Here is a 21,859-nt window from a genome sequence, read left to right as displayed (position 1 = left end):
GAGGGAGCCGTTCCTGACATGCGTGTCGATGTGGTGTCGATCTTCCCGGAGTATCTGGCTCCGTTGGAGCTCTCGCTGATCGGGCGGGCCCGATCGGCCGGGGTACTCGAACTTGCCGTACACGACCTGCGGACCTGGACGCACGACGTGCACCGGACGGTCGACGACACCCCGTACGGGGGCGGGCCGGGAATGGTGATGCGCCCCGAGCCGTGGGGCGAGGCGCTGGACGCGCTGGTGCCGGCCCGGCCGGATCGGCCACCCCGGCTGGTGGTGCCCAGCCCGGCGGGTGTGCCGTTCCGGCAGGCGCTGGCGCACGAGTGGGCGGCCGAGTCGCACCTGATCTTCGCTTGCGGCAGGTACGAGGGCATCGACCAGCGGGTCCTGGAGCACGCGGCGACCCGGATGCCGGTGACCGAGGTCTCGCTGGGCGACTACGTGCTGTTCGGCGGCGAGGTCGCGGTTCTCGTGATCATGGAGGCGGTGACCCGGCTGCTTCCCGGGGTACTGGGCAACGCCGAGTCGCTCGCCGAGGAGTCGCACGCGCACGGGCTGCTGGAGGCGCCGGTCTACACGAAGCCGCCAGGTTGGCGTGGTCACGACGTACCGGAGATCCTGCGGTCGGGTGACCACGGCCGGATCGCCCGGTGGCGGCGGGATCAGGCGCTGCTCCGGACGGCCGGGCGCCGGCCCGACATGCTGGCCGCGCTGGCCGCGACGGACCTGGACAAACGGGACATCGCCGCGTTGGCCGGGGCCGGATTTCAGCCAGCGGTCGACGATATGGCAAAGTAGGGGGGTTGCCGCAGACGCCCGTGCCACGGACGACTGCGAGGATCTCCGCCCGGACTCCGATCCAGGATCCGTCCTGGAGATCAGAATTACCCATCCGCGCGCCGACGCCCGGTGCGCCGTGAGCCTTCAAGGATGCAGCGATGAACACCCTGGACGCCCTCGACGCCCAGTCGCAGCGTACCGACGTACCCGACTTCCGGGCCGGTGACACCGTCAAGGTGCACGCCCGAGTCATCGAGGGCAGCCGCTCCCGGGTGCAGATCTTCGAGGGTGTCGTGATCCGGCGCCACGGAGCGGCTCTGCGGGAGACCTTCACCGTACGCAAGATCAGCTTTGGGGTCGGGGTCGAGCGGACCTACCCGATCAACAGCCCGGGTATCGACCGGATCGAGGTCGTCGTCCGCGGTGACGTGCGCCGGGCCAAGCTCTACTACCTGCGCGAACTGCGTGGCAAGAAGGCCAAGATCAAGGAGAAGCGCGAGAAGCGGGCCAGCTGACCCCTGGCTCGACCGCGCCGACGCCGATCGCGGGGTGCCGCGGGTGTCGATCGCGGCTACTCTGGCCGCACGGGCAGACGCGAGACGCCGCAACCCCAGGGCTTTTGCCCGGGGTTGCGGGGTCACCCCGCGCTACCGCTCGCGACGGCTGCCATCCAGGGGCTGGATGACGGCGCTGTATCTCGGGACCGGGAGATGCGTTGGTGCGTAGGGTGGACGAAGAGGGCGACGTCGAACCGTGGAGTCGTCGGGCCCGGCGATCGCGCCGTACGCGTAAGCAGATGCCGCTGTGGCAGGAGCTTCCGCTGCTGCTCATCGTCGCCTTCTGCCTCGCGGTCCTGATCCGCACCTTCCTGCTCCAGGCGTTCTTCATCCCGTCGGGGTCCATGGAGGACACCCTGCTGATCGGCGACCGGGTCCTGGTCAACAAGATCGTGTACGACATTCGGGATCCGGCCCGCGGCGAGATCGTGGTGTTCCGGGGTACGGACGCCTGGGCGCCCGAGGTCCTCGACGAGCCCGATCCCGGCTTCGTCGCCAAACTCGGGCGAACCGTAGGTGATCTCGTCGGGGTGAGCCGTCCGGGCGAGAAGGACTTCATCAAGCGGGTCATCGGAGTTCCGGGAGACCGGGTGCAGTGCTGCGACGACCAGGGCCGGGTGACCGTCAACGGTGCCCCGCTCGACGAGCCGTACGTCCTGGAGAACTCCCCAGTGGAGATACCTCCGAACAGCCAGGAGTGTCGGTCCCGCCGGTTCGCCGAGGTGGTCGTGCCGCCCGGGCAGTTGTTCGTGATGGGCGACCACCGGCTGGTGTCGCAGGACGCGAGATGCCAGGGGCCGGTGCCGATCGAGAACGTCATCGGCCGGGCCTTCGTGATCGTCTGGCCATTCGGCGAGTGGCGCTCGTTGCCGGTGCCGGAGACATTCGACGAACTGCCCAGACCCGTCGCCGCACCCGCACCGGGCGAGGCGCCCGGCAGTAGCCCGCAAAACACCGCAAACACGGGAGATATAGCAATTGCTATGCCAATCCTGGGCACTCTACTCGTTACCGCGCGTTCCCGACGCTCTCGCGGGACTCGGCATCGTAGGCTCCACCCGTGATTGACGAGCAGACCGACCAGTCCAAGCCGAGCAGTTCGTTCTGGCGGGAACTACCCATCCTGTTGGGCGTGGCGATTCTGGTCGCGTTTCTGGTGCGGGTGTTCGTACTGCAGACGTTCTTCATTCCGTCGCCGTCGATGGAACACACGCTCGACATCGACGACCGGGTCCTGGTTAACAAGCTCGTCTACGATTTCCGGTCGCCGCACCGGGGCGAGATCGTGGTCTTCAAGGCGCCGACCCAGTGGACGGGTAATCCGAAGGGCGAGGACTTCATCAAACGGGTGATCGGCGTCGGTGGTGACCGGGTGGTCTGCTGCGATCCCGAGGACCGTCTGATGATCAACGGGCAGTCGCTCGACGAGCCGTACATCTTCACCGAGAACGGTGTCCAGGACCCGCCCGCCGACGAGGAGTTCGACATCACGGTGCCGGCCGGCCGGCTGTGGGTGATGGGCGACCACCGCTCGGCCTCGGGCGACTCGCTGGAGCACTGGCAGCAGAGCCGGCAGAACATCCAGCTCGCGACCATACCGGAGGATGCCGTGGTGGGGCGCGCCTTCACCGTGTTCTGGCCGGTCGGCCGGGCCACCTGGCTCTCCGTGCCGAAGTCCTTCGGCGTCATTCCTAACCCCCAGGGCTGACCCGGGAAACCGGTGTCGGGCCGCCCGGCGACGGCGCGGCCACCGACGGCGCGGCTAGGCTGACCGGGTGACCGTGTTCAGCCCTCGCCGGGCCGCCCGGATACTCCTGGTGGACGCCGCTGGTCGGGTGCTGCTGTTCCGGGGCTGGGATCCGGCCCGGCCCGAGCATCGGTACTGGTTCACCCCCGGCGGTGGCCTCGACCCGGGCGAGACGCCGGTGGCGGGCGCCGTCCGGGAACTGGCCGAGGAGACCGGGCTCCGGGTCGCCCCCGAGGAGCTCGGCGAACCGGTCTGGCGGGAGGTGACCGAGTTCACCTTCGCCGGCCAGTGGTACCGGCAGGAACAGCAGTTCTTCCTCGTCCGGGTGCCCGTCTGGGAGGTGGACACGGCCGGGTTCGACCAGATCGAGCGTGAGACCATTGACGACCACCGCTGGTGGACGATGGACGAGTTGGCCCGTACGCCGGAGCGGTTCTATCCGACCGATCTGCCCGAGGTGCTACGCCGGGCGCTGGAGAGCGAGTAGCGGTGCTGACCCCACCCCGTACGGTGATCCGCCGCGAGGGCGGAATCTATGCCATGGAACGGGCGCTGCGGCGCCGTGGTTTCCGGTTCGTCGCCGGTGCCGACGAGGCGGGCCGAGGTGCCTGTGCCGGCCCGCTCGTGGCCGCAGCCGCGGTACTGCCCGAGGGGCGGCGCGGTGAGATCGACGGGCTGACCGACTCGAAACTGCTCACCCCGGCCGCGCGGGAACGGATCTACGCCGAGGTGGTCGCTCGGGCCATGGCGTACGCCGTGGTGATCATTCCCGCCGTCGAGGTGGACGCCCGGGGGCTGCACGTCTGCAACGTGGCGGCCATGCGTCGGGCGCTGGCCTCGCTCGCGGTCCCGCCGGAGTACGTGCTGACCGACGGGTTCGGCGTGGACGGGCTGGGCGTGCCGGGGCTGGCGGTCTGGAAGGGGGACCAGGTCGCCGCCTGTGTCGCGGCGGCGAGCGTGCTGGCCAAGGTCACCCGGGACCGGATCATGGTCGAACTCGACGAGGAACATCCCGGGTACGGGTTCGCCGAACACAAGGGATACATCACCGCCGAGCACAGCGCCGCACTGGAACTTCACGGTCCGTGTCCGGAACATCGCTTCTCGTACGTCAATGTCGCGACCGTCTCCGGTCGGGCCGGCAGCCCTCCGCGATCGCGGCGGCCGGCGCACCTCGGCGGAATCGAGTCGATGGCGCGGGCGGGCCGGGCAGGGAGTACCGTCGGCGTGGCGTTGGGCGAGCGGCTTCGGCCGTCAGCGTTGGTGGGGGAAGATGTGGCCATGGAAGGCGGAGTGGGATGAGCGCGGAAGATCTCGAGAAGTACGAGACCGAGATGGAGCTGCAGCTCTATCGGGAGTACCGCGACATCGTTCGCCAGTTCTCCTACGTCGTGGAGACCGAGCGGCGGTTCTATCTGGCGAACCAGGTCGACCTGCACGTCCGGAACTCCGACGGAGAGGTCTACTTCGAGGTCGAGATGCACGATGCCTGGGTCTGGGACATGTACCGCCCGGCGCGTTTTGTAAAAAATGTCCGAGTGATGACGTTCAAGGACGTCAACGTCGAAGAACTCGAAAAGCCGGACATCTCTCTTCCCGCGGATTCCGGATTCGGTGGTTGATCGCCCGACGGCCTCAGGCAAGCAGGTAGGTGGCGGTCGATCGGCCGGAGGGTGGCGGGGAAGACCCTCGACCTACTGATCTTCGGGTACCACGACCTCCACCCGCTGGACGAGGTTGTTCGCGAACCCGCCCCGATTCCACGGCGGATCGACCGGCTGAACCCGTCCCGACGCGTCGGTGGCCCGCGCGCCGAGCGTGTACCGGCCCGGGGTCGCCGTCCACTCGTACCGCCAGCGGCGCCACGCCCAGCGCTCGTCGACCGTCGACCCGGCCGGCACCCGCCCGTCCGGCCCGATCGCCGAGCCGTCGTCCAGCGGCCCCGCCGCGCCCGCCGCCCCCGGTCGACCAGCCGACTTCTCCGGGTCCAGGGTGGCGGCGCTCCAACTGGCCCCGCCGTCGGTGGTCACCTCGACAGCCGTCACCGGAGCATGACCCGACCAGGCCCGGCCCTCCACGGTGCACGGTCCCGGCCGCAGCACCCGAACCCGCGACATGAAGTCCGGAAACCCGGGCGGCTGGACCAGCGCCCGGGGCTCGATCCGGGTCACCGGCACCCCCGGATCGTCGGCGTCGGCGCGCAGCCGGTACGCGACCGCATTCTGGTAGCCGTCGAATTCCCGGTCCAGCACACTGATCCGGGTCAACCACTTGACGTGCGCCATGCCGTACCAGCCGGGAACCACCAGGCGCAGCGGTGCGCCGTGCTGCGGCAGCAACGGGGCACCGTTCATCTCGTACGCCAGCAGCACCTCGTCGCGCAGCGCCTCGGGCAGCGGCAGTCCGCGCTGGTAGTCCTGTTCGATCCCGCGCTCCACCCCGTGGTCGGCGCCGGTGAACACCACATCCACCGCGTCCGACCCGAGCCCGGCCTCGCGGAGCAGGGGCGCCAGCGGGGTGCCCGTCCAATCGGCGGTGCCGACCGCCTCCGACAGCCACGGTTGGCTGACCGGCCGGGGCGTCAGGAGCGCCCGGCCGTTCCCGGCGCACTCCAGGGTCACCCGGCGGGTTACCCGGGGGCGCTCCCGCAGGGCGGCCAGGTCGAGCGCGAGCGGCCGGTCGACCCGACCGTCGATGGTCAGGACGTGCCGCTCCGCGTCCAGGGCCGGAATGTCGTAGTGGATGAGCAGATAGTGCAGACCCACCGGGGTGACGTCGTAGCGCAGGGCCTCCAGCGGCAGGGCGTGGTTGCGCGCGGCCAGCCCCAGTTCCTCGATGCTGATGCCCTCGTCGGGCTCCGCGAGCCGGGCGGGTCGGCTGACGTCGTCCACTGTGCTCATCGCCGCTCCTCGCGCTGGTGACGGGCTGCTCCCCGCTCCGGTTGTCCAGCCTAACGAGTGCGCTGGCCGGCCCGATTCCGGTCCGGACCGGGGCGCCGGACGGTGTTCGACCGCTCTCCGCTCGGCTGTCCCGGACCAGATCACTCGGCTGTCCCGGACCAGATCACTCGGCTGTGCGGTAGCAGATCATCGGCCTTCCTGGGCGTTTTCCACAGCGGGGGGAGTTGTCCACAGCTCCGGGTTCGGGCGATTGCGGTACGGGCCGGGCGAGGCGACGCTGCGAACCCATGGAACGGACATGGCACCACCGGACAGTCGCGGCTCTGCTCTCGCCTTCGCTGGCGCTGCTCCCGGTACTGGTCGGGTCGTCGGGCCAGCCGAGGCAGCCGAGGGGAACGGCCGTCGCGGCCGACAGGGCGGTTGCGGAAGCCGACACCGTCCGGACGGTGGTAGCGGCCGAGCCCCGCCGGGTGGCGCCGGTGCGGACCGGGTTCCGCTGGCCGCTGGACGGGACCCCCCGGGTGGTACGCCGGTTCGACCCGCCGCCACAGCCCTGGCAGCGAGGACACCGGGGCGTCGATCTCGGCGCGCCCTCCGGAGCCGTGGTCCGCGCCACCGGGCCGGGGGTGGTGCACTTCGCCGGCACGGTCGCCGGCCGTCCGGTGGTCAGCGTCTCCCACGCCGGCGGACTGCGCAGCACCTACGAGCCGGTGCGTTCCGCCGTCGCAGCCGGCGATCAGGTCGGGCCCGGAGATCCGCTCGGCGTACTCCTGGCCGGACATCCGGGCTGCGCCGGAGCCGCCTGCCTGCACTGGGGGCTGCGCCGGGGAGACGAGTACCTCGATCCGCTCCTGCTGCTCGGGCTCGGCCGGGTCCGACTGTTGCCGGTTCCGTCCGTCCTGCCGGTCGGCGCGGGGATGATGGTCCCCTCGGTCCTGCCGGTCGGCGCGGGGACGGCGGTCAGGACAGGGTGGCGAGCAGGGCCGGCAGGCGTTCGGCGAGCCGCTCGTACTCCTCCGCCCGGTTGTAGACCTGGCCGGACAGCCGCAGCCACCCTCGGCCCTGCCAGGCGTTGATCGCGACCTCCGCCCCGAGCTCGTCGCCGACCCGCTCCCGTAACGCCATGGCATCGTCGAAGGTGGTGGCCGTACCGGCGGGCAACGGAAGGAGCCGCATCGCGACCGTCGGTCCGCCGGGATGGCGCAGATCGGCCGGCGCTATCCCGAGGGCCCGGCCGACCACCCACTGCCCGTACGCGGCCAGCGCCGCGTTGTGCGCCCGGACCCGTTCCAGCCCGAGCGTACGCAGCGTGAACAGTCCCACCGGTGCGGCGAGCCAGGCGGTGTAGTCGAGCGTCGCCTGCCACTCGACGCGGGTGGGAAAACCGGCGTCCTCGTACCAGGAGACGGCCAGGGGCTCGATTCGTTCCCGCCAACGGGGGGCCACCACCAGTGCCGCCGTGCCGCGCGGCGCGTACGCCCACTTGTGCAGGTTGCCGACCCAGAAGTCGGCGCCGATCGTGTCGACAGGTGACGGCAGCATGCCGGGCGCGTGCGCCCCGTCGACCAGCACCGGAATGCCGCGTTCCCGGGCCGCCGCCACGATCGCCGAGGCCGGGAACAACCGGGCCGTCGACGAGGTGAGCTGGTCGATGAGTAGCAGTTTCGTGCGGCCGGCGCGGATGCCGCTCCGTACGATCTCGATGATCTCCTCGTCGGTCGCGTCCAACGGCACCGGCAGGGTGCGGCGGACCGCTCCGGTGCGGCGGACCTCCCGATCGACGGTGAGGGCGAACGAGCCGTACCCGTGATCCGTGCAGACCACCTCGTCGCCGGGCTCCAGCCGCAGCGACTGCAGGACGATGGCCGCGCCGATACTGACGTTGCCGATCAGCGCGGTGCCGTCCGGGTCGGCGCCGAGGAAGCCGGCCAGGTGCCGTCGGGCGTGGGTGATCCGGTCGACCAGTCCGCGGTTGAAGAACCGCATCGGATTGGCCTCGGTCTCGTCCCGCAGTCGCTGCTGCGTCCGCTGGACGCCGATCGGTACCGCGCCGTACGAGCCGTGGTTGAGATGGGCGACGCCGGGGTCCAGGGAGAACAGGAGTCGGGCGCCGGGGATCGGAACGGGCGGCTGCGGCCCCGCGGCGCTCATGACGATGATCGTATCCCGGTACGGACCGGGGGTCCGGCCGGAACCCGAGAACCCGGTCGCCGGTGGGCTCCTTCCGGACGGCGGTAGCCGGAGCCGTTGCTCGTCACGCCCGGGGATGTGCCTGGCGGTATGCCGCGCGCAGTCGTTCCACCGACACGTGGGTGTAGATCTGGGTGCTCGACAACGTGGCGTGCCCGAGCAGTTCCTGTACGGCCCGCAGGTCCGCACCACCCTCCAGCAGGTGGGTCGCGGCCGAGTGCCGGAGTCCGTGCGGGCTGGTCCGGGGCAGGTTGGCGGCGCGGGCGTAGCCGCCGACGATCCGCCGCACGACGGTGGGCTGGAGCCGCCCCCCGCGCACGCCGAGCAGCAGTGCCATGCCACTGGCCGGTCCGGCGAACGTCGGGCGGCCGAGCCGGAGCCAGTCGTCGAGGGCCCGCTGCGCCGGCAGCCCGTACGGCACGGAACGCTCCTTGCCGCCCTTGCCCAGCACCCGGACCACCCGGCGGGCGGCGTCGATGTTCCCGAGGTCGAGGCCACAGAGTTCGCTGACCCGGATGCCGGTGGCGTAGAGGAGTTCGAGTACCACCCGGTCCCGGAGGACGTCCGGCGACGGATCGTCACCGGGTGCGAGGACCAGTTCCGTCGCCTGGTCGGCATGGAGTACGGCCGGCAGTTCCCGGTGCGCGCGGGGACTAGCCAACGGTGCGCCGACATCCGTCTCCAGCAGCCCCGTCCGGTGTGCCCAGGTGCTGAAGGTACGTGCCGAGGCGGCTCGCCGGGCCAGCGAGGCACGGGCGGCTCCGAGCGTACGCAGCTTCGCCAACCAGCTCCGCAGTACGGTGATGTCCAGGTCGCGCGGTTCCGTACACCCCATCCGGCCGGCGTGGTCGAGCAGCGAGACCACGTCGGCGACGTAGGCCCGGACGGTGTGGGCCGACCGGTTGTCGACCCGGGCGAGGTGCCGGGCGAACTCGTCGACGGCCTCCCGCTGGGACGGCGGCAGGGCTTCGTGAAGGGCACGGGTGCTGCGGTCGGTGCGACTCATCACCTGTGACGGTGGGCTTCCGGCGACGGCCCCGTCAAGAGGGCTCGCCGGAGGACCGGGCGCCCGCCGGTGCCAGTGCGTACCCGTCGTCGCGGCGGACGATCAGCCCCAGCCGCTCCAGCATCGAGAGTTTCCGCAGCGCGGTGCGCAGGTCGACACCGGCCCGCGCGGCCAGGGCGTCCGGTCCGAACGCGCCTCGCAGGGGTACCGACTCCAGGATCAGCGCGGACTCGTCGTCCAGCATGTCCCGTGGCCGTTCCGGACCGCGAACCGGCGGGGCCAGGTCGGCACCGATCCGCCCGACCTCCTCCAGGATGTGTGGCACGCCGGTGACCAGCCGCGCCTCGGGATGCTCGCGGAGCAACTCGTGCGCCCCGACCGACATCGCGGAGGTGACCGGTCCGGGCAGCACCATCGACGGTCGCCTCATGGCCAGCGCCCGGCGCAGCGTCTGGGTGGCGCCGCTGCGGGCCGCCGCCTCGACCAGCACCGTGCCGAGCGTCGCCGCCGCGATGACCCGGTTCCGGATCAGGAATCGGGGACGCAGCGGCGCCGCACCCGGAAGCCACTCGCTGACCAGCAGGCCGACGTCGGCGATCCGGTCGAAGAGGGCGGTGTTCCCCATCGGATACGGCCGGTCGACCCCACAGGCGAGTACCGCCACGGTCAGGCCACCGGCGTTCAACGCCCCACGGTGCGCGGCTGCGTCGATGCCGAACGCCCCGCCGGAGACGACGGTCCAGTTCCGTTCGGCCAGGCCGAAGGCGATCTCGGTGGCGACGTGCAGCCCGTACGGGGTGGCGGCCCGGGAACCGACCACCGCCACCGAGCGTTGCAGCACCTCGTCCAGCGGCCAGGCGCCACGGACCCACAGGCAGAGCGGTGGCGCGGTCTCCTGGTCGACCCGGCGGTCGGCGCTGGTCAGCCTCAGCCTGTGCAGGTCCTGTACCCGCGCCGGCCACTCGTCGTCCTCCGGGGTCACCAGTCGCGCCCCTACCCGGCCGGTCTGTTCGGCGGCGGCGTACGCGGCCTCCCAGGGATCTCCGGCGCCGAGCCGGGACTCGACCGTCGACCGTAGCTTCTGGTCCGCCACCTCCCCGGCGAGCAGGCGGCGCAGCGCGTCGACCGGCCCGAACCGCTCGACCAGCCGGAACACCGATCGGGTACCGGGCTCGACGAGCCAGGCCAGGGCGATGCGGGCCAGCCGGGCCTCGTCCATTCCGGACGCCGTGCCGGACGGCGGTAGAAGCGGATCTGTCATGCCATGCTCCCGGTCCGTAGTTGGGTCGCCTCGTCCACGTCACCGACGTCCGGGCGATCCCGGCCGTCCAGGTCGGCTATCGACCAGGCCACCCGGATCACCCGGTCGAAACCACGGGCGGACAGGGTGCCGGTGTCCAGCAGCCGTCGCAGTGTCCGCGTGTCGTCGGCCGGCAACCGCCACGGGGGACGACGCAGATGCGGCCCCGGCACCTCGGCGTTGATCCGCCATCCGCCCGCTGCCCAGCGGGCGGCGGCCGCCGCCCTCGCCTTGCCGACCCGTTCGGCGACCCTCGCGGAGGATTCGATGGTCAGCCCGGCATCCATCAACTCGGCGGCGGTCAGGGGATTCAGCGTCACCTGCACGTCGATCCGGTCCAGCAGTGGACCGGAGAGCCGGCCCAGGTAGCGGCGCCGGGCCAGCGGAGTGCACTCGCACGAGATGTCGCCGGACGGCTTCGCGCAGGGGCACGGGTTCGCCGCGATCACCAACTGCACCCGGGCGGGGTACTCGGTGCCGCCCCTGCTCCGGGTCAGCAGGATCCGGCCGCTCTCCAGCGGCTGGCGCAACGCCTCGAGCGCGCCCCTGGTGTATTCCGGAGCCTCGTCGAGAAAGAGGACGCCGCGGTGTGCCAGAGAGACCGCTCCGGGGCGAGCCAGCCCGGTCCCGCCACCCACCAGGGACGCGATGGTCGCGGTGTGGTGCGGTGCCTGGAACGGCGGTCGGCGCAGCAGCCGGCCGTCCGGAGGCAGCAGGCCGGCGATGGAGTGCAGCGCGGTCACCTCCAGCGCGGCCGCGTCGTCCAGTTCGGGCAGGATCGACGGCAGCCGCTCGGCCAGCATCGTCTTGCCGGCACCGGGCGGGCCGAGCAGAGCCAGGTGGTGACCCCCGGCCGCGGCCACCTCCAGGGCGCGCCGGGCGAACCCCTGCCCGGCCACGTCGGCGAGGTCGGGACCGGGGCAGGCGGCGGGCGGCTGCCCGGACGGTGGCTCCAGCAGCGGGGCCCCGTCCCGGACGAAGGCGACCAGCCGGTGCAGGGTGTCGACCGCGCGGACCCGTACGCCGGGGACGACCGCTGCCTCCGCGGCGTTGTCCAGCGGTACGACCACCCGGCTTATCCCCGCCCGGGCGGCCGCCGCGACCATCGGCAGTACGCCCCGGACCGGGCGTACGGCTCCGTCGAGTCCCAACTCGCCCAGTACCGCCACCCGGTCGAGCGGGGCCAGCGGCAGCTCACCCGAACCGGCCAGCAGGGCGGCGGCGATGGCGAGGTCGAACGCCGAGCCGCATTTCGGCAGTGTCGCGGGGAGCAGGTTGACGGTGATCCGGCGATTCGGCCAGCGCTGGCCGGAGTTGACGATCGCGGCGCGTACCCGGTCCCGGGCCTCGTTGAGCGCGGTGTCGGGCAGCCCGGACAGCACGACGGTCGGTAGCCCCGGCGCCAGGTCGGCCTCGACCTCGACGAGGTGTCCGGTCACCCCGACCAGCCCCACGCAGAGCACCTTGGCGTAACTCATCGGGCGTGCCCGCGGGTCGCATTTCTCGGCACCGGCATGGGAACGACGGTGCCCTGACGGGGGCGGCGAGGAAGCCCGGCGACCGGGACCTGTGGACAACCGGGGGTGCTGTGGATATCCGGACGATCAAGCGGTGGCTGTGCTAGGCATGCCGTCCGCGCGGTGGTCTGCGGGCGGCACGACCTGCCGGGACGGCTCCGGTCAGGTCGGTTCGGCCGACGCGGCGCGGACGTCCAGCGGGCGCTCGAATGCTGTCTCCAGGACGACGATCGTCTGGGTTCCGCTGACGCCGTCGATGCCGAAGATCCGTCGAAGCGTCCCCTGGAGTTCCTCCGTGCTGGCCGTCCTGATCTTCACGAGCACGGACGCGGGACCCGCGATGATGTGCGCCTCCTGGATCTCCGGCAGGGCCAGCAGCGCGTCGCGGGTCGGCGGATCGCCCATCCAGGCGTTGGACTCGATCAGGACGAAGGAGAGCACGCCCCGGCCGACCTCGGTCGGCGTGATGTCGACAGTGGTCCGGCGGATCACCTCCCGCTCACGGAGCTTCCGAACCCGTTCGTGCGCCGCTCCGGCGGACAGGCCGACGGCGGCGCCCAATGCGGCGTACGACTGCGTGGCGTCGCGCTGCAACTGGGCCAGAAGTGCACGGTCCGTTTCGTCAAGCACGTGCTGCTCCGAGTGTGATATGGGACATCGACGGGTTGACCGTACACCATTCAACATTCAGGCTTGATCTCTGATCCTCATTCGGCGTACCCATGGGAGGCACCTGGTGTCGGACGTCATTCCCGCGCGGTTCCATCTCGTCGACGAGCGGTTCGCCGGCTGCGACGGTGACTTCGTCGTCGAGCGTCTGCACACCGGCGCGCGGAAGGCCGAGGGTCCGGTGTACTTCGCCGCCGGCCGTTATCTGGTGTGGAGCGACATCCCCAACGAGCGGTTGCTGCGGTGGGACGAGACGACCGGCGCGGTGGGGGTGTTCCGGCACTCCTCCGGATACGCCAACGGCAATACGGTCGACCGCCAGGGCCGTCTGGTCACCTGCGAGCAGGGCAACCGGCGGGTCACCCGGACCGAGCACGACGGCTCGATCACAGTGCTCGCGGACCGGTACGACGGCAAGCTGCTGAACAGCCCGAACGACGTCGTCGTGCGGGCGGACGGGTCGGTGTGGTTCACCGATCCGAGCTACGGCATCAGCGACGACTACGAGGGCAACCGGGCCGAGAGCGAGATCGGCGGCTGTCACGTCTACCGGATCGACCCCCGGACCGGCCAGGTACGCATCGTCGCCGACGACTTCAGCCGACCCAACGGGCTGGCCTTCTCCCCGGACGAGCGGCGGCTCTACATCGTCGACACCCGGCAGGAGCCGAGCCACATCCGGGTCTTCGACGTCACCGCCGACGGCGGGCTCACCGGCGGGGACATCTTCGCCGAGTGCGACTTCGGTCGCTTCGACGGCATCCGGCTGGACGAGGCCGGACGGGTCTGGGCCGCCGCCTGGGACGGCCTGCACTGCTTCGACCCCGACGGCACCCTGCTCGGCAAGTTGCTGCTACCCGAGGCGGTCGCCAACCTCACGTTCGGCGGGCCGAGGCGCAATCATCTGTTCATCGCCGCCTCGACCTCGCTGTACGCGCTTCGCGTCACCTTCAACGGAGCCCGCTACCCGGACTGACCGCCGCCCGCGCCGGCCCGATCGAGCAACTCGTGCAGCAGTGTGACCACCTCGTCCGGGGCGAACGCCATGGCCTGCTCGCCGACGGTGACCTCGAAGCTGGACCGCCTCGGGTCGGATCCGGTTCGCACCCGGGGGAACAGTTGGGTGCCATGCTCGGCGATCATCTCCGCCCCGGCCCGCTCCACCGCCGCCCTGGGCGCGGCCAGGTGCACGTGGAAGAGCGGAGTCTGGGGCGGATCGGGCCAGGCGAACGCGGCCCCGTCCGCGTTGATCGCGGTGGCGATCGCGACCGCGTGGTCCCGGAAGGCCGGCATCCGGGGCAGTTGCCTGTCGAGCCCGGCGAGCGCGGCGAGCGCCAGCGGCCAGGCGTCGTGGATGTTGCCGCCCAGTCGGGTCCGCCAGACCGCCGCTTCGGCGACGGTCGCGGCGTCGCCGGCCAGCACCGCGCCCCGGACGCCGAGCAGGGCCTTGTACAGCGACACGTAGACGGTGTCGAACAGGCCGGCGATCTCGGCGAAGGGGCGGCCGTAGTAGGTCTGTGCCTCCCAGATCCGCGCACCGTCCAGGTGCGCCGCCGCACCCCGGGCCCGGACGCCGGTCACCTGCGCGCACAGGTCCGTCCACTCGGGAAGCTGCCCGCCGATGTCACGCTGCGGCAACTCCCAGACGACCGCGGCCAGCGGCTCACCGATCACCGCCAGGTCCGCGTCGGTCATCAACTGGTAGCGGTCCCCGGCCGGATGGAACCGTAGCCCGTGGACCGCGTTGTAGCCCTGGCCCTCCCAGACGTCCAGGTGGCTCTGTGGATGGGCGGCGAAACCGAGCCGGCCCCGGCGTTGGGCGTGGATCCGGAGCGCGACCTGCTGGGCCATCGTCCCGGTCGGAAAGAACAGCGCCGATTCGGTGCCGAGCAGTTCGCCGATCCGTCGCTCCAGCCGGGCGACCGGTCCGTCCGGGCCGCCCGGTGGCGTCTCCTCGTCGACCTGGTCGAGCAGTTGCCGCAGCACCGCCCGGGGCATCCGGTGGATCGGCGAGTGGAGGAACAGGGACCGCCGGATCGGCGGGGGCGGCGTCGGGCCGGATATCCGGGCTGGATCGACATCGGAAGAGGGCATGATCAGGAGTCTTGTCTTGTTGCCATGCTTTGGCAACAAGGATTTCTGGTGGCGTCACGGGCACCTGGTGTGGTGTCGGGGAGCCGGTTCAGAACGCCGCCTGGAGGTGTTCGACGCGGGCGGCACCGGCCCGCGCCGGATAGACCTCGACGACGTCGAAGCGGACCTCCCCGGCGTGTGCGCCCGTCGTCCGCAGCCACTGCGCGGCCAGCCGACGCAGTCGTCGCGCCTTCCTGCCGACCACCGCGTCGGCGGGCGTGCCGAAGGCGTCGCTCCGTCGGGTCTTCACCTCGCAGAAGACGAGGACGTCGCCATCCCAGGCGATGATGTCGATCTCGCCGTGGGTACACCGCCAGTTCCGGTCCACCACCCGCATCCCGGCTCCGACCAGGTGCCGTACGGCACACCGCTCGCCGTACGCGCCGAGGGCCGCGCTCGCCGCTGTCATGGGGCGTAACCGTGCCCTCGATCCCGGCCCGGCAGAAGCCCCCGATCACTCACCTGTGGATATCGTGCCGCCCTGTGGACAGCCGGACGATCATGCATCCGAACTGCTATGCGCGGTCCAGCCACTCCAGCCACTGGCCGTGCGGACCGGTCCGGGCCAGGACGTCGACGCCGATCCGGCCATTCCGCCAGGTGACCAGGGTGAGCAGGCCGACCGAGAGCACCCCGGCCGGGCCGGCGGCCGCCGGGCGATGGTCCTGGAAGAGTTCGGCACCCGCCTCGGACGCCTCGTTGAGGAGCACCGCCAGGTCCCGTCGTGTTCCTACCTCGGCGAGTACCGCCACCAGTCGGCGCCGGTCCGACTGACCGAGGTACGTCACCGCGTTCGAGGCGAACACGCAGGGCAGGGCGTCGTCGGAGACGGTGGACAGCACCTGGGGCAGGGCCTCGACCATGTCGCCGGCCACCAGCCGCAGGTGGTCCCGGCCCACCTCCGCCAGCGCGGCGTCCAGCCGATCGAGGCGGTCCGTCTGCTCGGGCCACACACAGGCCCGCAGCCAGTCCGTCGCCCGGCCGTCGGTGGCATCGATCGGCGCGAGGTCGATGCCGGTCCGGGCGACCACCGCCGGATCGGTCGCTGCCGGATCCGGCCAGGCCGTGCCGCGTACCTCACAGGTCATGGTCAGGGCCGGGGGCAGGCCGGCCGGGCCGTACGTCGCGGTCCGCCCGTCGGAGCCCAGGTACCGGCAGGCGTACCGGTCGGCGCGGAGCAGCAGGCCGGCGCTGGCGCCCAGTTCGGCCAGGTGCAGCTGTCGCTCCGGCCACAGTTCGGCCACCCGACCGAATCCGGGACGGAGCAGCGCGGCCCGGTTGGCCTCGTTGGTCTGCGTGCTGCGGGTCGCGCAGAGCCGGGCGAGTTCGTCCCGACGGGTCTGCGCCAGGTCGACGAACGCCGCCGCCAGGTCGGGGCCGATCTCGCCGTACCCGCCCAGCCCCGGCAGGTACTCCGCGAGCGGATGGCCGTGCGCGGTGGTGCGGAGCAGATACTGCACCGCGGCGAAGAAGAGGATCGGGCGCCGTTGTCCCGGACCGGCGGCCAGCAACGGCGCCGCCAGCTCCGGACGGTCGGCGACCACCTCGGACAGGAACTCGTAGCGGGGCGAGTGGCCGTGGAACTCGTGTCGGGCGAAATGCTGGAACACCCGGGCCAGCCGACTCCGCTCGTCGGTGTTCATGACGGGAAGTATGGATCTGGTGCCGGGTTCGGCGCTGCGACGGTGATCACGCCCCCGGCACCCCTCGGCAAAACCGGAATTTCCGCTGGCAAGCCGGCATCCGGGTCAGCTGACTGGCGAGCAGCCACGCAGGTCACCTACCGTGCCTGGTCGTGGACCAACAACGCAACCTCCCGGAAGAGCAGGTGCCCGGCTGGCGGGCAGGTAACAACGGTTATCCCGACCAGCAGTGGCGTGGTGTTGGTGAGGACCGTTATTCCGGCGCCGATCACCTGGCCCCGACCCAGCACGGAGGTCCGGTCCCGGACGCCCGGTACGGCCAGCCCGCCGAGACCGGAACCGAGCGGTACGGGGAATCGGCCGGCGCCTCGCTGGAGGTGCCGTTGCCGAGCTTCGGCCTCGGCGGATCGGGGGTCGACCCCGGATATCCGCCCGCCGAATGGTCCCGGGACGCCACCGAACGGGTCCGGGACTCGGTCGCCGGCCCGGACGGCGGGTCGCCGGGCCACCCCGGTCACGAGGCCGCTCTCCACGGTGGCGGTCCCGACCCGGCCGGCGGTACGTTCGCCGGCGCCGATCCGCTCGACGGTCCGTACCGGATCCCGGCCGGCTCCGGGGCCGACCGGGTCGACGCTCCGTACCGGATCCCGGCCGGTGGTGGCATCGACGGCGGCTCGGGCCTGCCGTACCGCGGCCACGGAACCGGTCGGCACGGCGCACCGCCCGCCGACCCCGGCCAGCCGTCACCGTCCCCGGCGGATGCCGGGGCATCGGCGATGGGGGCGGACCCCGGGCGCCCGCCGTTGTCCGGTTATCCGATCGTGCAACCCGGGCGGGGTGCCGAGCAGCCGGGACCGCTGGACCAGCCGACCAACCTGGTGCCCCAGGTCGAGTCGCGACCGGGCGGGGCGGGCGCGGCGCCCGGTGCCGACGCGGCCGGTTTCCACACCGAGGCCATCGACCGGGCGGCGCTGCACCGCACCGCCGCGCCGGGCCACGGTACGCCCGGCCATGGCGCGCCGGGCCTTGGTACGCCGGGCCTTGGTACGCCGGGCCTTGGTACGCCGGGCCCTGGTACGCCGGGCCTTGGTACGCCTGGACAACCGAGTGGTGTCGTTCTGGCCGGTGCCGACGGGGTCTACCGGACCCGTCGGCCGGGGCTGGCCGCGATCCTGGCGATCCTCGCCCTCGCCTTCGAGGTGCCCGCCGTCCGGGTGCTGCTCGACGGGATGGTCGGAGATCCTGTTTCGGCCTCCGCGGTACTCGCCGGGGTCTTTCTCGTACTCGGGTTGCCGATGTTCGCCGCCGGGCTCTATGGGCTGATTACCAGTGCGGCGACTCTCGGGGATCCGGTCCGGGCCTGGCTCCGGCCACCCACCGGCTACCTCACGATCGGGCTCGTGCTCTTCGTCGCGGCGGCGCTCGCGACGGGCTGACCACGAGCCGGGGCGAGGGGCCGCTCGGAAGGCCGGCCAGGCGCCACCGGTAGCGCCGGAGCGAGCGCGCTGACCAGCGCCGGAGCCCCGGAGGGGGTTTGCGTGCTGGTGGACGGGGCGGGGGCGTACACTTGGCTATTGGCGACCGCCTCGTGCGGTCGACCTCGCGCGCCCTCTTCACGGTCTGTCCGTGGAGCGACGGCCCCCTGGTCCCGATCTTGATCGGGTCCCCCATGGCCGGCGACCAGGTGCCAGGACGCCAGGCCGCCGGCCGGGCGTGACAACCAGGGAACTGAAGGAGCACCCCACCATGGCCGTAGTGACCATGCGTCAGCTGCTGGAGAGCGGTGTCCACTTCGGGCACCAGACCCGGCGCTGGAACCCGAAGATGAAGCGCTTCATCATGACCGAGCGCAACGGCATCTACATCATCGACCTGCGCCAGACCCTCGAGTACATCGAGAAGGCGTACGAGTTCGTGCGTGGGACCGTTGCCGAGGGCGGCAGCATCCTCTTCGTGGGCACCAAGAAGCAGGCCCAGGAGGCCATCGCCGAGCAGGCGACCCGGGTCGGCCAGCCGTACGTCAACCACCGCTGGCTCGGTGGCATGCTGACCAACTTCCAGACCGTCTACAAGCGGCTCCAGCGGATGAAGGAGCTGGAGGCGCTCGGCGACCTGTCCGGCACCGCGCAGGGTTACACCAAGAAGGAAACCCTGCAGCTGTCCCGCGAGAAGATCAAGCTGACCCGCACCCTCGGCGGGCTGCGGGACATGCAGAAGGTTCCGGCCGCGATCTGGGTGGTCGACACCAAGAAGGAGCACATCGCCGTCGACGAGGCCCGCAAGCTGGGCATCCCGGTGATCGCCGTGCTCGACACCAACTGCGACCCGGACGAGGTCGACTTCCCGATTCCGGGTAACGACGACGCGATCCGCTCCGCCGAGCTGCTGACCAAGGTCATCGCGGCGGCCGTCGGTGACGGTCTGATCGCCCGCTCGGGCAAGCGTCGCGGCAGCGACGAGAAGCCCGAGCCGGGTGTGGTCGGCGCCGACGAGCCGCTCGCCGAGTGGGAGCGCGAGCTGATCGAGGACACCGAGAAGAAGGCCGACGGAGACTCGGAGCCGAAGGCTGCCGAGCCGGCGGCCGCCGCTGCCGAGCCGGCGACCGCCGAGCCGGCGACCGCCGAGCCGAAGGCTGCCGAGCCGGCGACCGCCGCCGCTGAGTGATGTCGCCGTCGGGTTCCGCCGCTGATTGTTCGGCCGGCGGAACCCGACCTGGTACGAGGCACGGTGGCCCCGGATCGGGGTAACCGCAGAAGACCACCGAATCAGCCGCGTTACACACCGAAGAGAGAGTCATGTCCAACTTCACCGCCGCGGACGTCAAGAAGCTCCGGGACCTCACCGGCGCCGGCATGATGGACTGCAAGAAGGCCCTCACCGAGGCCGAGGGCGACTTCGACAAGGCTGTCGAGTTCCTGCGTGTCAAGGGCGTCAAGGACGTCGGCAAGCGGGCCGGCCGCACCGCCGCCAACGGTCTGGTGGCGCACTCCGGCAAGGCGCTGCTCGAACTCAACTGCGAGACCGACTTCGTCGCCAAGAACGCTGACTTCATCGCGTTCGCGCAGGTCCTCGTCGAGCACGGCGCGCAGTCCGGCGCCACCGATGCCGAGGGTCTGCTCGGTACCACGCTGGCCGACGGCCGTACCGTCGCCGACGCCGTCCAGGAGCAGTCCGCCAAGATCGGCGAGAAGCTGGTGCTCAACCGCTTCGCCGCCCTCGACGGGCCGGTCGCGGTCTACCTGCACCGGAAGGCGCAGGACCTGCCCCCGCAGGTCGGTGTGATGGTCGAGTACACCGGCAAGTCCGACGAGGCCGGTGACGCCGACGCGCGCGGGGTCGCGATGCAGATCGCCGCCATGCGTCCGAAGTACGTCAACCGGGACGAGGTGCCGGCCGAGACCGTCGCCTCGGAGCGGCGTATCGCCGAGCAGACCGCTCGCGAGGAGGGCAAGCCCGAAGCGGCCATGTCCAAGATCATCGAGGGTCGGGTCAACGCCTTCTTCAAGGACTACGTCCTGCTTGAGCAGGCATCGGTCGCCGACAACAAGAAGTCGGTGAAGCAGATGCTCGCCGAGGCGGGTATCGAGGTGACCCGGTTCGTGCGGTTCGAGGTCGGACAGGCCTGAGCCGCCTGGCGTACGGCCCGGGTCCCCGCGACCCGGACGTGCGGCGGAGACGGGGTGACACGGAGAGGAGGCCGCTGGTGTACGTGACAGGCACCGCGGCCTCCTTGTCACGTAGGGTCAGCAGCGGCAGGTTGGGTGAACGGACGCCGGGCGTGCCGGCGCGGGAGAGGCGGGTCGGATGACGCAGGTTGTGAGTGACCACCGGACCTCGGCGGCGGACGATCCGACGGCGCCACCACCTGGACGGGCCCGCCGGGTGGTGCTCAAGCTGTCCGGCGAGGTCTTCGGCGGCGGCGCGATCGGCGTCGATCCGGACGTGGTGCAGGCCATCGCGCGGCAGATCGCAACCGTGGTACGCCGGGGCGTGCAGGTCTCGGTGGTGGTCGGCGGCGGCAACTTCTTCCGGGGTGCGGAGCTCCAGAAGCGCGGCATGGACCGGGCCAGGGCCGATTACATGGGCATGCTCGGCACGGTGATGAACTGCCTGGCTCTCCAGGACTTTCTGGAGAAGGAGGGCATCGAGACGCGGGTGCAGAGCGCGATCACGATGGCGCAGGTCGCCGAGCCCTACATTCCGCTCCGGGCGATCCGGCACCTGGAGAAGGGCCGGGTGGTCATCTTCGGCGCGGGCGCCGGGATGCCCTACTTCTCGACCGACACCGTCGCCGCCCAGCGCGCGCTGGAGATCCGGGCCGACGTGGTGCTGATGAGCAAGAACGGGGTGGACGGCGTGTACACGGCGGATCCGCGTACCGACCCGGACGCCAGCAAGCTCGACAAGATCACCTTCTCCGAGGTGCTCCGTCGTGGACTGCGCGTCGCCGATGCCGCCGCGTTCAGCCTCTGCGAGGAGAACGGCCTGCCGATGCTGGTCTTCGGTGCCGAGGGCGACGACACCATCATCCGGGCCGTCGGCGGCGAGCGCATCGGAACGTTGATCACGGCGTGAGCCGCGCTTAGGCCGGGTTGGCGAGCCCGGACAGAGTACTAACGACGGAGCAGCAGAAGGAGGCGAAGGAGCAGGTGATCGACGACACCCTCCTCGAGGCCGAGGAGAAGATGGAGCGCGCGGTCGAGCACGCCAAGGAGGAGTTTGGCGCCATCCGTACCGGGCGTGCCTCTCCGGCGATGTTCTCCAAGATCATCATCGACTACTACGGTAGTCCGACCCCGTTGACCCAGATGGCTTCCGTCGGCGTCCCCGAGCCCCGGATGGCGATCATCAAGCCGTACGACAACTCGCAGTTGCAGGCCATGGAGAAGGCGATCCGCGACTCCGATCTCGGCGTGAACCCCAACAACGAGGGCAACCAGCTACGTATCGTGCTGCCGCAGATGACCGAGGAACGGCGCCGCGACATGATCAAGGTGGCCCGGCACAAGGCCGAGGAAGCCAAGGTGGCGATCCGGAACATCCGCCGCCGGGGCAAGGAAGAACTCGACCGGGTCGTCAAGGACGGCGAAGCGGGTGAGGACGAGGGTCGACGTGCCGAGAAGGAACTGGACGACCTCACCCACCGGTACGTGGCACACGTCGACGAGTTGGTGAAACACAAGGAAACCGAGTTGCTCGAGGTCTGATGTCCCACGTCGACCCCTATCGCGGCAGCGCGGAGCCGCATGCCCGGCAGCAGCGGCCCGAGCATCCGCGTGGCCTTCAGTGGTCCGGTGGCCCGGAGCGCCAGGACGGTCCTGCGGGCCGTCAGTGGCCGGCCGGCGACGACGAGACCTGGGTTCGGGCGCGGCACGGAGGTGCCGCGCCCGACACCTATGCGGGCCCGACCGACAGCTTTC

At 71.1% G+C, this 21,859-nt stretch carries 22 protein-coding genes and 2 pseudogenes; 15 read left to right on the top strand and 9 right to left on the bottom strand.

From position 1 onward, the window contains the following. Window positions 1-18: 18 nt before the first annotated feature. The 7 genes from trmD to I0C86_RS13115 all read left to right on the top strand — a co-directional run bounded on the left by trmD (window position 19) and on the right by I0C86_RS13115 (window position 4,703). Window positions 19-795 carry a tRNA (guanosine(37)-N1)-methyltransferase TrmD gene (gene trmD, locus I0C86_RS13145; protein WP_196201523.1) on the top strand — a complete coding sequence of 259 codons (777 nt, stop codon included), beginning with the start codon at window positions 19-21 and terminating at the stop codon, window positions 793-795. A gap of 140 nt (window positions 796-935) precedes the next feature. After that, complete coding sequence (gene rplS / locus I0C86_RS13140) at window positions 936-1,292, top strand: 50S ribosomal protein L19 (RefSeq protein WP_196201522.1); 357 nt, start codon at window positions 936-938, stop codon at window positions 1,290-1,292. A gap of 200 nt (window positions 1,293-1,492) precedes the next feature. Then, window positions 1,493-2,398 carry a signal peptidase I gene (gene lepB, locus I0C86_RS13135; RefSeq protein WP_196201521.1) on the top strand — a complete coding sequence of 302 codons (906 nt, stop codon included), beginning with the start codon at window positions 1,493-1,495 and terminating at the stop codon, window positions 2,396-2,398. Beyond that, the gene (lepB, locus tag I0C86_RS13130) at window positions 2,395-3,042 is read left to right on the top strand and encodes a signal peptidase I (RefSeq protein ID WP_196201520.1); all 648 of its coding nucleotides are present in this window, start codon (window positions 2,395-2,397) and stop codon (window positions 3,040-3,042) included. Before lepB (I0C86_RS13135) ends, lepB (I0C86_RS13130) begins: the two co-directional genes overlap by 4 nt. A gap of 67 nt (window positions 3,043-3,109) precedes the next feature. Then, window positions 3,110-3,568: an NUDIX hydrolase gene (locus tag I0C86_RS13125; protein ID WP_196201519.1), complete on the top strand. Its 459-nt coding sequence runs from the start codon at window positions 3,110-3,112 to the stop codon at window positions 3,566-3,568. Window positions 3,569-3,570: 2 nt separating this feature from the next. Further along, window positions 3,571-4,383, top strand: coding sequence for a ribonuclease HII (locus tag I0C86_RS13120; RefSeq protein ID WP_196201518.1), 813 nt, complete (start codon window positions 3,571-3,573; stop codon window positions 4,381-4,383). Beyond that, complete coding sequence (locus tag I0C86_RS13115; protein WP_007075222.1) at window positions 4,380-4,703, top strand: DUF2469 domain-containing protein; 324 nt, start codon at window positions 4,380-4,382, stop codon at window positions 4,701-4,703. Before I0C86_RS13120 ends, I0C86_RS13115 begins: the two co-directional genes overlap by 4 nt. A 72-nt stretch (window positions 4,704-4,775) precedes the next feature. Here the strand turns inward: I0C86_RS13115 and I0C86_RS13110 are convergent, their stop codons facing one another. Next, the gene (locus I0C86_RS13110; RefSeq protein ID WP_196201517.1) at window positions 4,776-5,981 is read right to left on the bottom strand and encodes a sulfite oxidase; all 1,206 of its coding nucleotides are present in this window, start codon (window positions 5,979-5,981) and stop codon (window positions 4,776-4,778) included. 287 nt (window positions 5,982-6,268) lie between these two features. On the opposite strand from I0C86_RS13110, the pseudogene I0C86_RS13105 reads away from it, so the two are divergent. Then, a pseudogene (locus tag I0C86_RS13105) lies at window positions 6,269-6,871 on the top strand (M23 family metallopeptidase); the annotation flags it as partial. A 70-nt stretch (window positions 6,872-6,941) separates the two neighbouring features. Here I0C86_RS13105 and I0C86_RS13100 read toward each other — a convergent pair. From I0C86_RS13100 to I0C86_RS13080, 5 genes are all read right to left on the bottom strand, one after another. Next, the gene (locus tag I0C86_RS13100) at window positions 6,942-8,132 is read right to left on the bottom strand and encodes an aminotransferase class V-fold PLP-dependent enzyme (RefSeq protein ID WP_196201515.1); all 1,191 of its coding nucleotides are present in this window, start codon (window positions 8,130-8,132) and stop codon (window positions 6,942-6,944) included. A gap of 103 nt (window positions 8,133-8,235) precedes the next feature. Further along, a complete protein-coding gene (locus tag I0C86_RS13095) occupies window positions 8,236-9,177 on the bottom strand; it encodes a tyrosine recombinase XerC (protein ID WP_196201514.1) in 942 nt (313 codons plus the stop codon). A gap of 34 nt (window positions 9,178-9,211) precedes the next feature. After that, window positions 9,212-10,438 carry a DNA-processing protein DprA gene (locus I0C86_RS13090; protein ID WP_196201513.1) on the bottom strand — a complete coding sequence of 409 codons (1,227 nt, stop codon included), beginning with the start codon at window positions 10,436-10,438 and terminating at the stop codon, window positions 9,212-9,214. Next, window positions 10,435-11,955, bottom strand: coding sequence for a YifB family Mg chelatase-like AAA ATPase (locus I0C86_RS13085; RefSeq protein ID WP_196201512.1), 1,521 nt, complete (start codon window positions 11,953-11,955; stop codon window positions 10,435-10,437). The genes I0C86_RS13090 and I0C86_RS13085 overlap by 4 nt, the downstream gene beginning before the upstream one ends. Window positions 11,956-12,156: 201 nt before the next feature. Further along, entirely contained in the window at window positions 12,157-12,624 is a 468-nt protein-coding gene (locus I0C86_RS13080; RefSeq protein WP_196201511.1) for an Lrp/AsnC family transcriptional regulator, read from the bottom strand. Window positions 12,625-12,730: 106 nt separating this feature from the next. On the opposite strand from I0C86_RS13080, the gene I0C86_RS13075 reads away from it, so the two are divergent. Beyond that, the gene (locus tag I0C86_RS13075) at window positions 12,731-13,639 is read left to right on the top strand and encodes an SMP-30/gluconolactonase/LRE family protein (protein ID WP_196201510.1); all 909 of its coding nucleotides are present in this window, start codon (window positions 12,731-12,733) and stop codon (window positions 13,637-13,639) included. Here the strand turns inward: I0C86_RS13075 and I0C86_RS13070 are convergent. From I0C86_RS13070 to I0C86_RS13060, 3 genes are all read right to left on the bottom strand, one after another. Further along, entirely contained in the window at window positions 13,627-14,757 is a 1,131-nt protein-coding gene (locus I0C86_RS13070) for a threonine aldolase family protein (protein ID WP_196201509.1), read from the bottom strand. The genes I0C86_RS13075 and I0C86_RS13070 overlap by 13 nt on opposite strands. 88 nt (window positions 14,758-14,845) lie before the next feature. Next, window positions 14,846-15,205, bottom strand: coding sequence for a YraN family protein (locus I0C86_RS13065; RefSeq protein WP_196201508.1), 360 nt, complete (start codon window positions 15,203-15,205; stop codon window positions 14,846-14,848). 106 nt (window positions 15,206-15,311) lie between these two features. Next, window positions 15,312-16,439 carry a DUF2332 domain-containing protein gene (locus I0C86_RS13060; RefSeq protein ID WP_196201507.1) on the bottom strand — a complete coding sequence of 376 codons (1,128 nt, stop codon included), beginning with the start codon at window positions 16,437-16,439 and terminating at the stop codon, window positions 15,312-15,314. Window positions 16,440-16,591: 152 nt separating this feature from the next. Between I0C86_RS13060 and I0C86_RS13055 the strand changes: the two genes are divergently transcribed. The 6 genes and pseudogenes from I0C86_RS13055 to I0C86_RS43320 all read left to right on the top strand — a co-directional run. Beyond that, entirely contained in the window at window positions 16,592-17,875 is a 1,284-nt protein-coding gene (locus tag I0C86_RS13055; protein ID WP_196201506.1) for a chromosomal replication initiator protein DnaA, read from the top strand. Window positions 17,876-18,185: 310 nt separating this feature from the next. Next, entirely contained in the window at window positions 18,186-19,103 is a 918-nt protein-coding gene (gene rpsB, locus I0C86_RS13050; RefSeq protein WP_196201505.1) for a 30S ribosomal protein S2, read from the top strand. Between the two features lie 131 nt (window positions 19,104-19,234). Then, window positions 19,235-20,065, top strand: coding sequence for a translation elongation factor Ts (gene tsf, locus I0C86_RS13045; protein ID WP_196201504.1), 831 nt, complete (start codon window positions 19,235-19,237; stop codon window positions 20,063-20,065). 178 nt (window positions 20,066-20,243) lie between these two features. Then, a complete protein-coding gene (gene pyrH / locus I0C86_RS13040) occupies window positions 20,244-21,014 on the top strand; it encodes a UMP kinase (protein ID WP_196201503.1) in 771 nt (256 codons plus the stop codon). Between the two features lie 74 nt (window positions 21,015-21,088). Then, window positions 21,089-21,646: a ribosome recycling factor gene (gene frr, locus I0C86_RS13035; RefSeq protein ID WP_196201502.1), complete on the top strand. Its 558-nt coding sequence runs from the start codon at window positions 21,089-21,091 to the stop codon at window positions 21,644-21,646. Next, window positions 21,646-21,859 (top strand): annotated as a pseudogene (locus I0C86_RS43320) (hypothetical protein); the annotation flags it as partial. The gene frr and the pseudogene I0C86_RS43320, both read left to right, overlap by 1 nt.

Source organism: Plantactinospora alkalitolerans, from assembly GCF_015690345.1.
Classification (GTDB): Bacteria; Actinomycetota; Actinomycetes; order Mycobacteriales; family Micromonosporaceae; genus Plantactinospora; species Plantactinospora alkalitolerans.
This window is presented reverse-complemented; position numbering and strand designations above follow the sequence as displayed.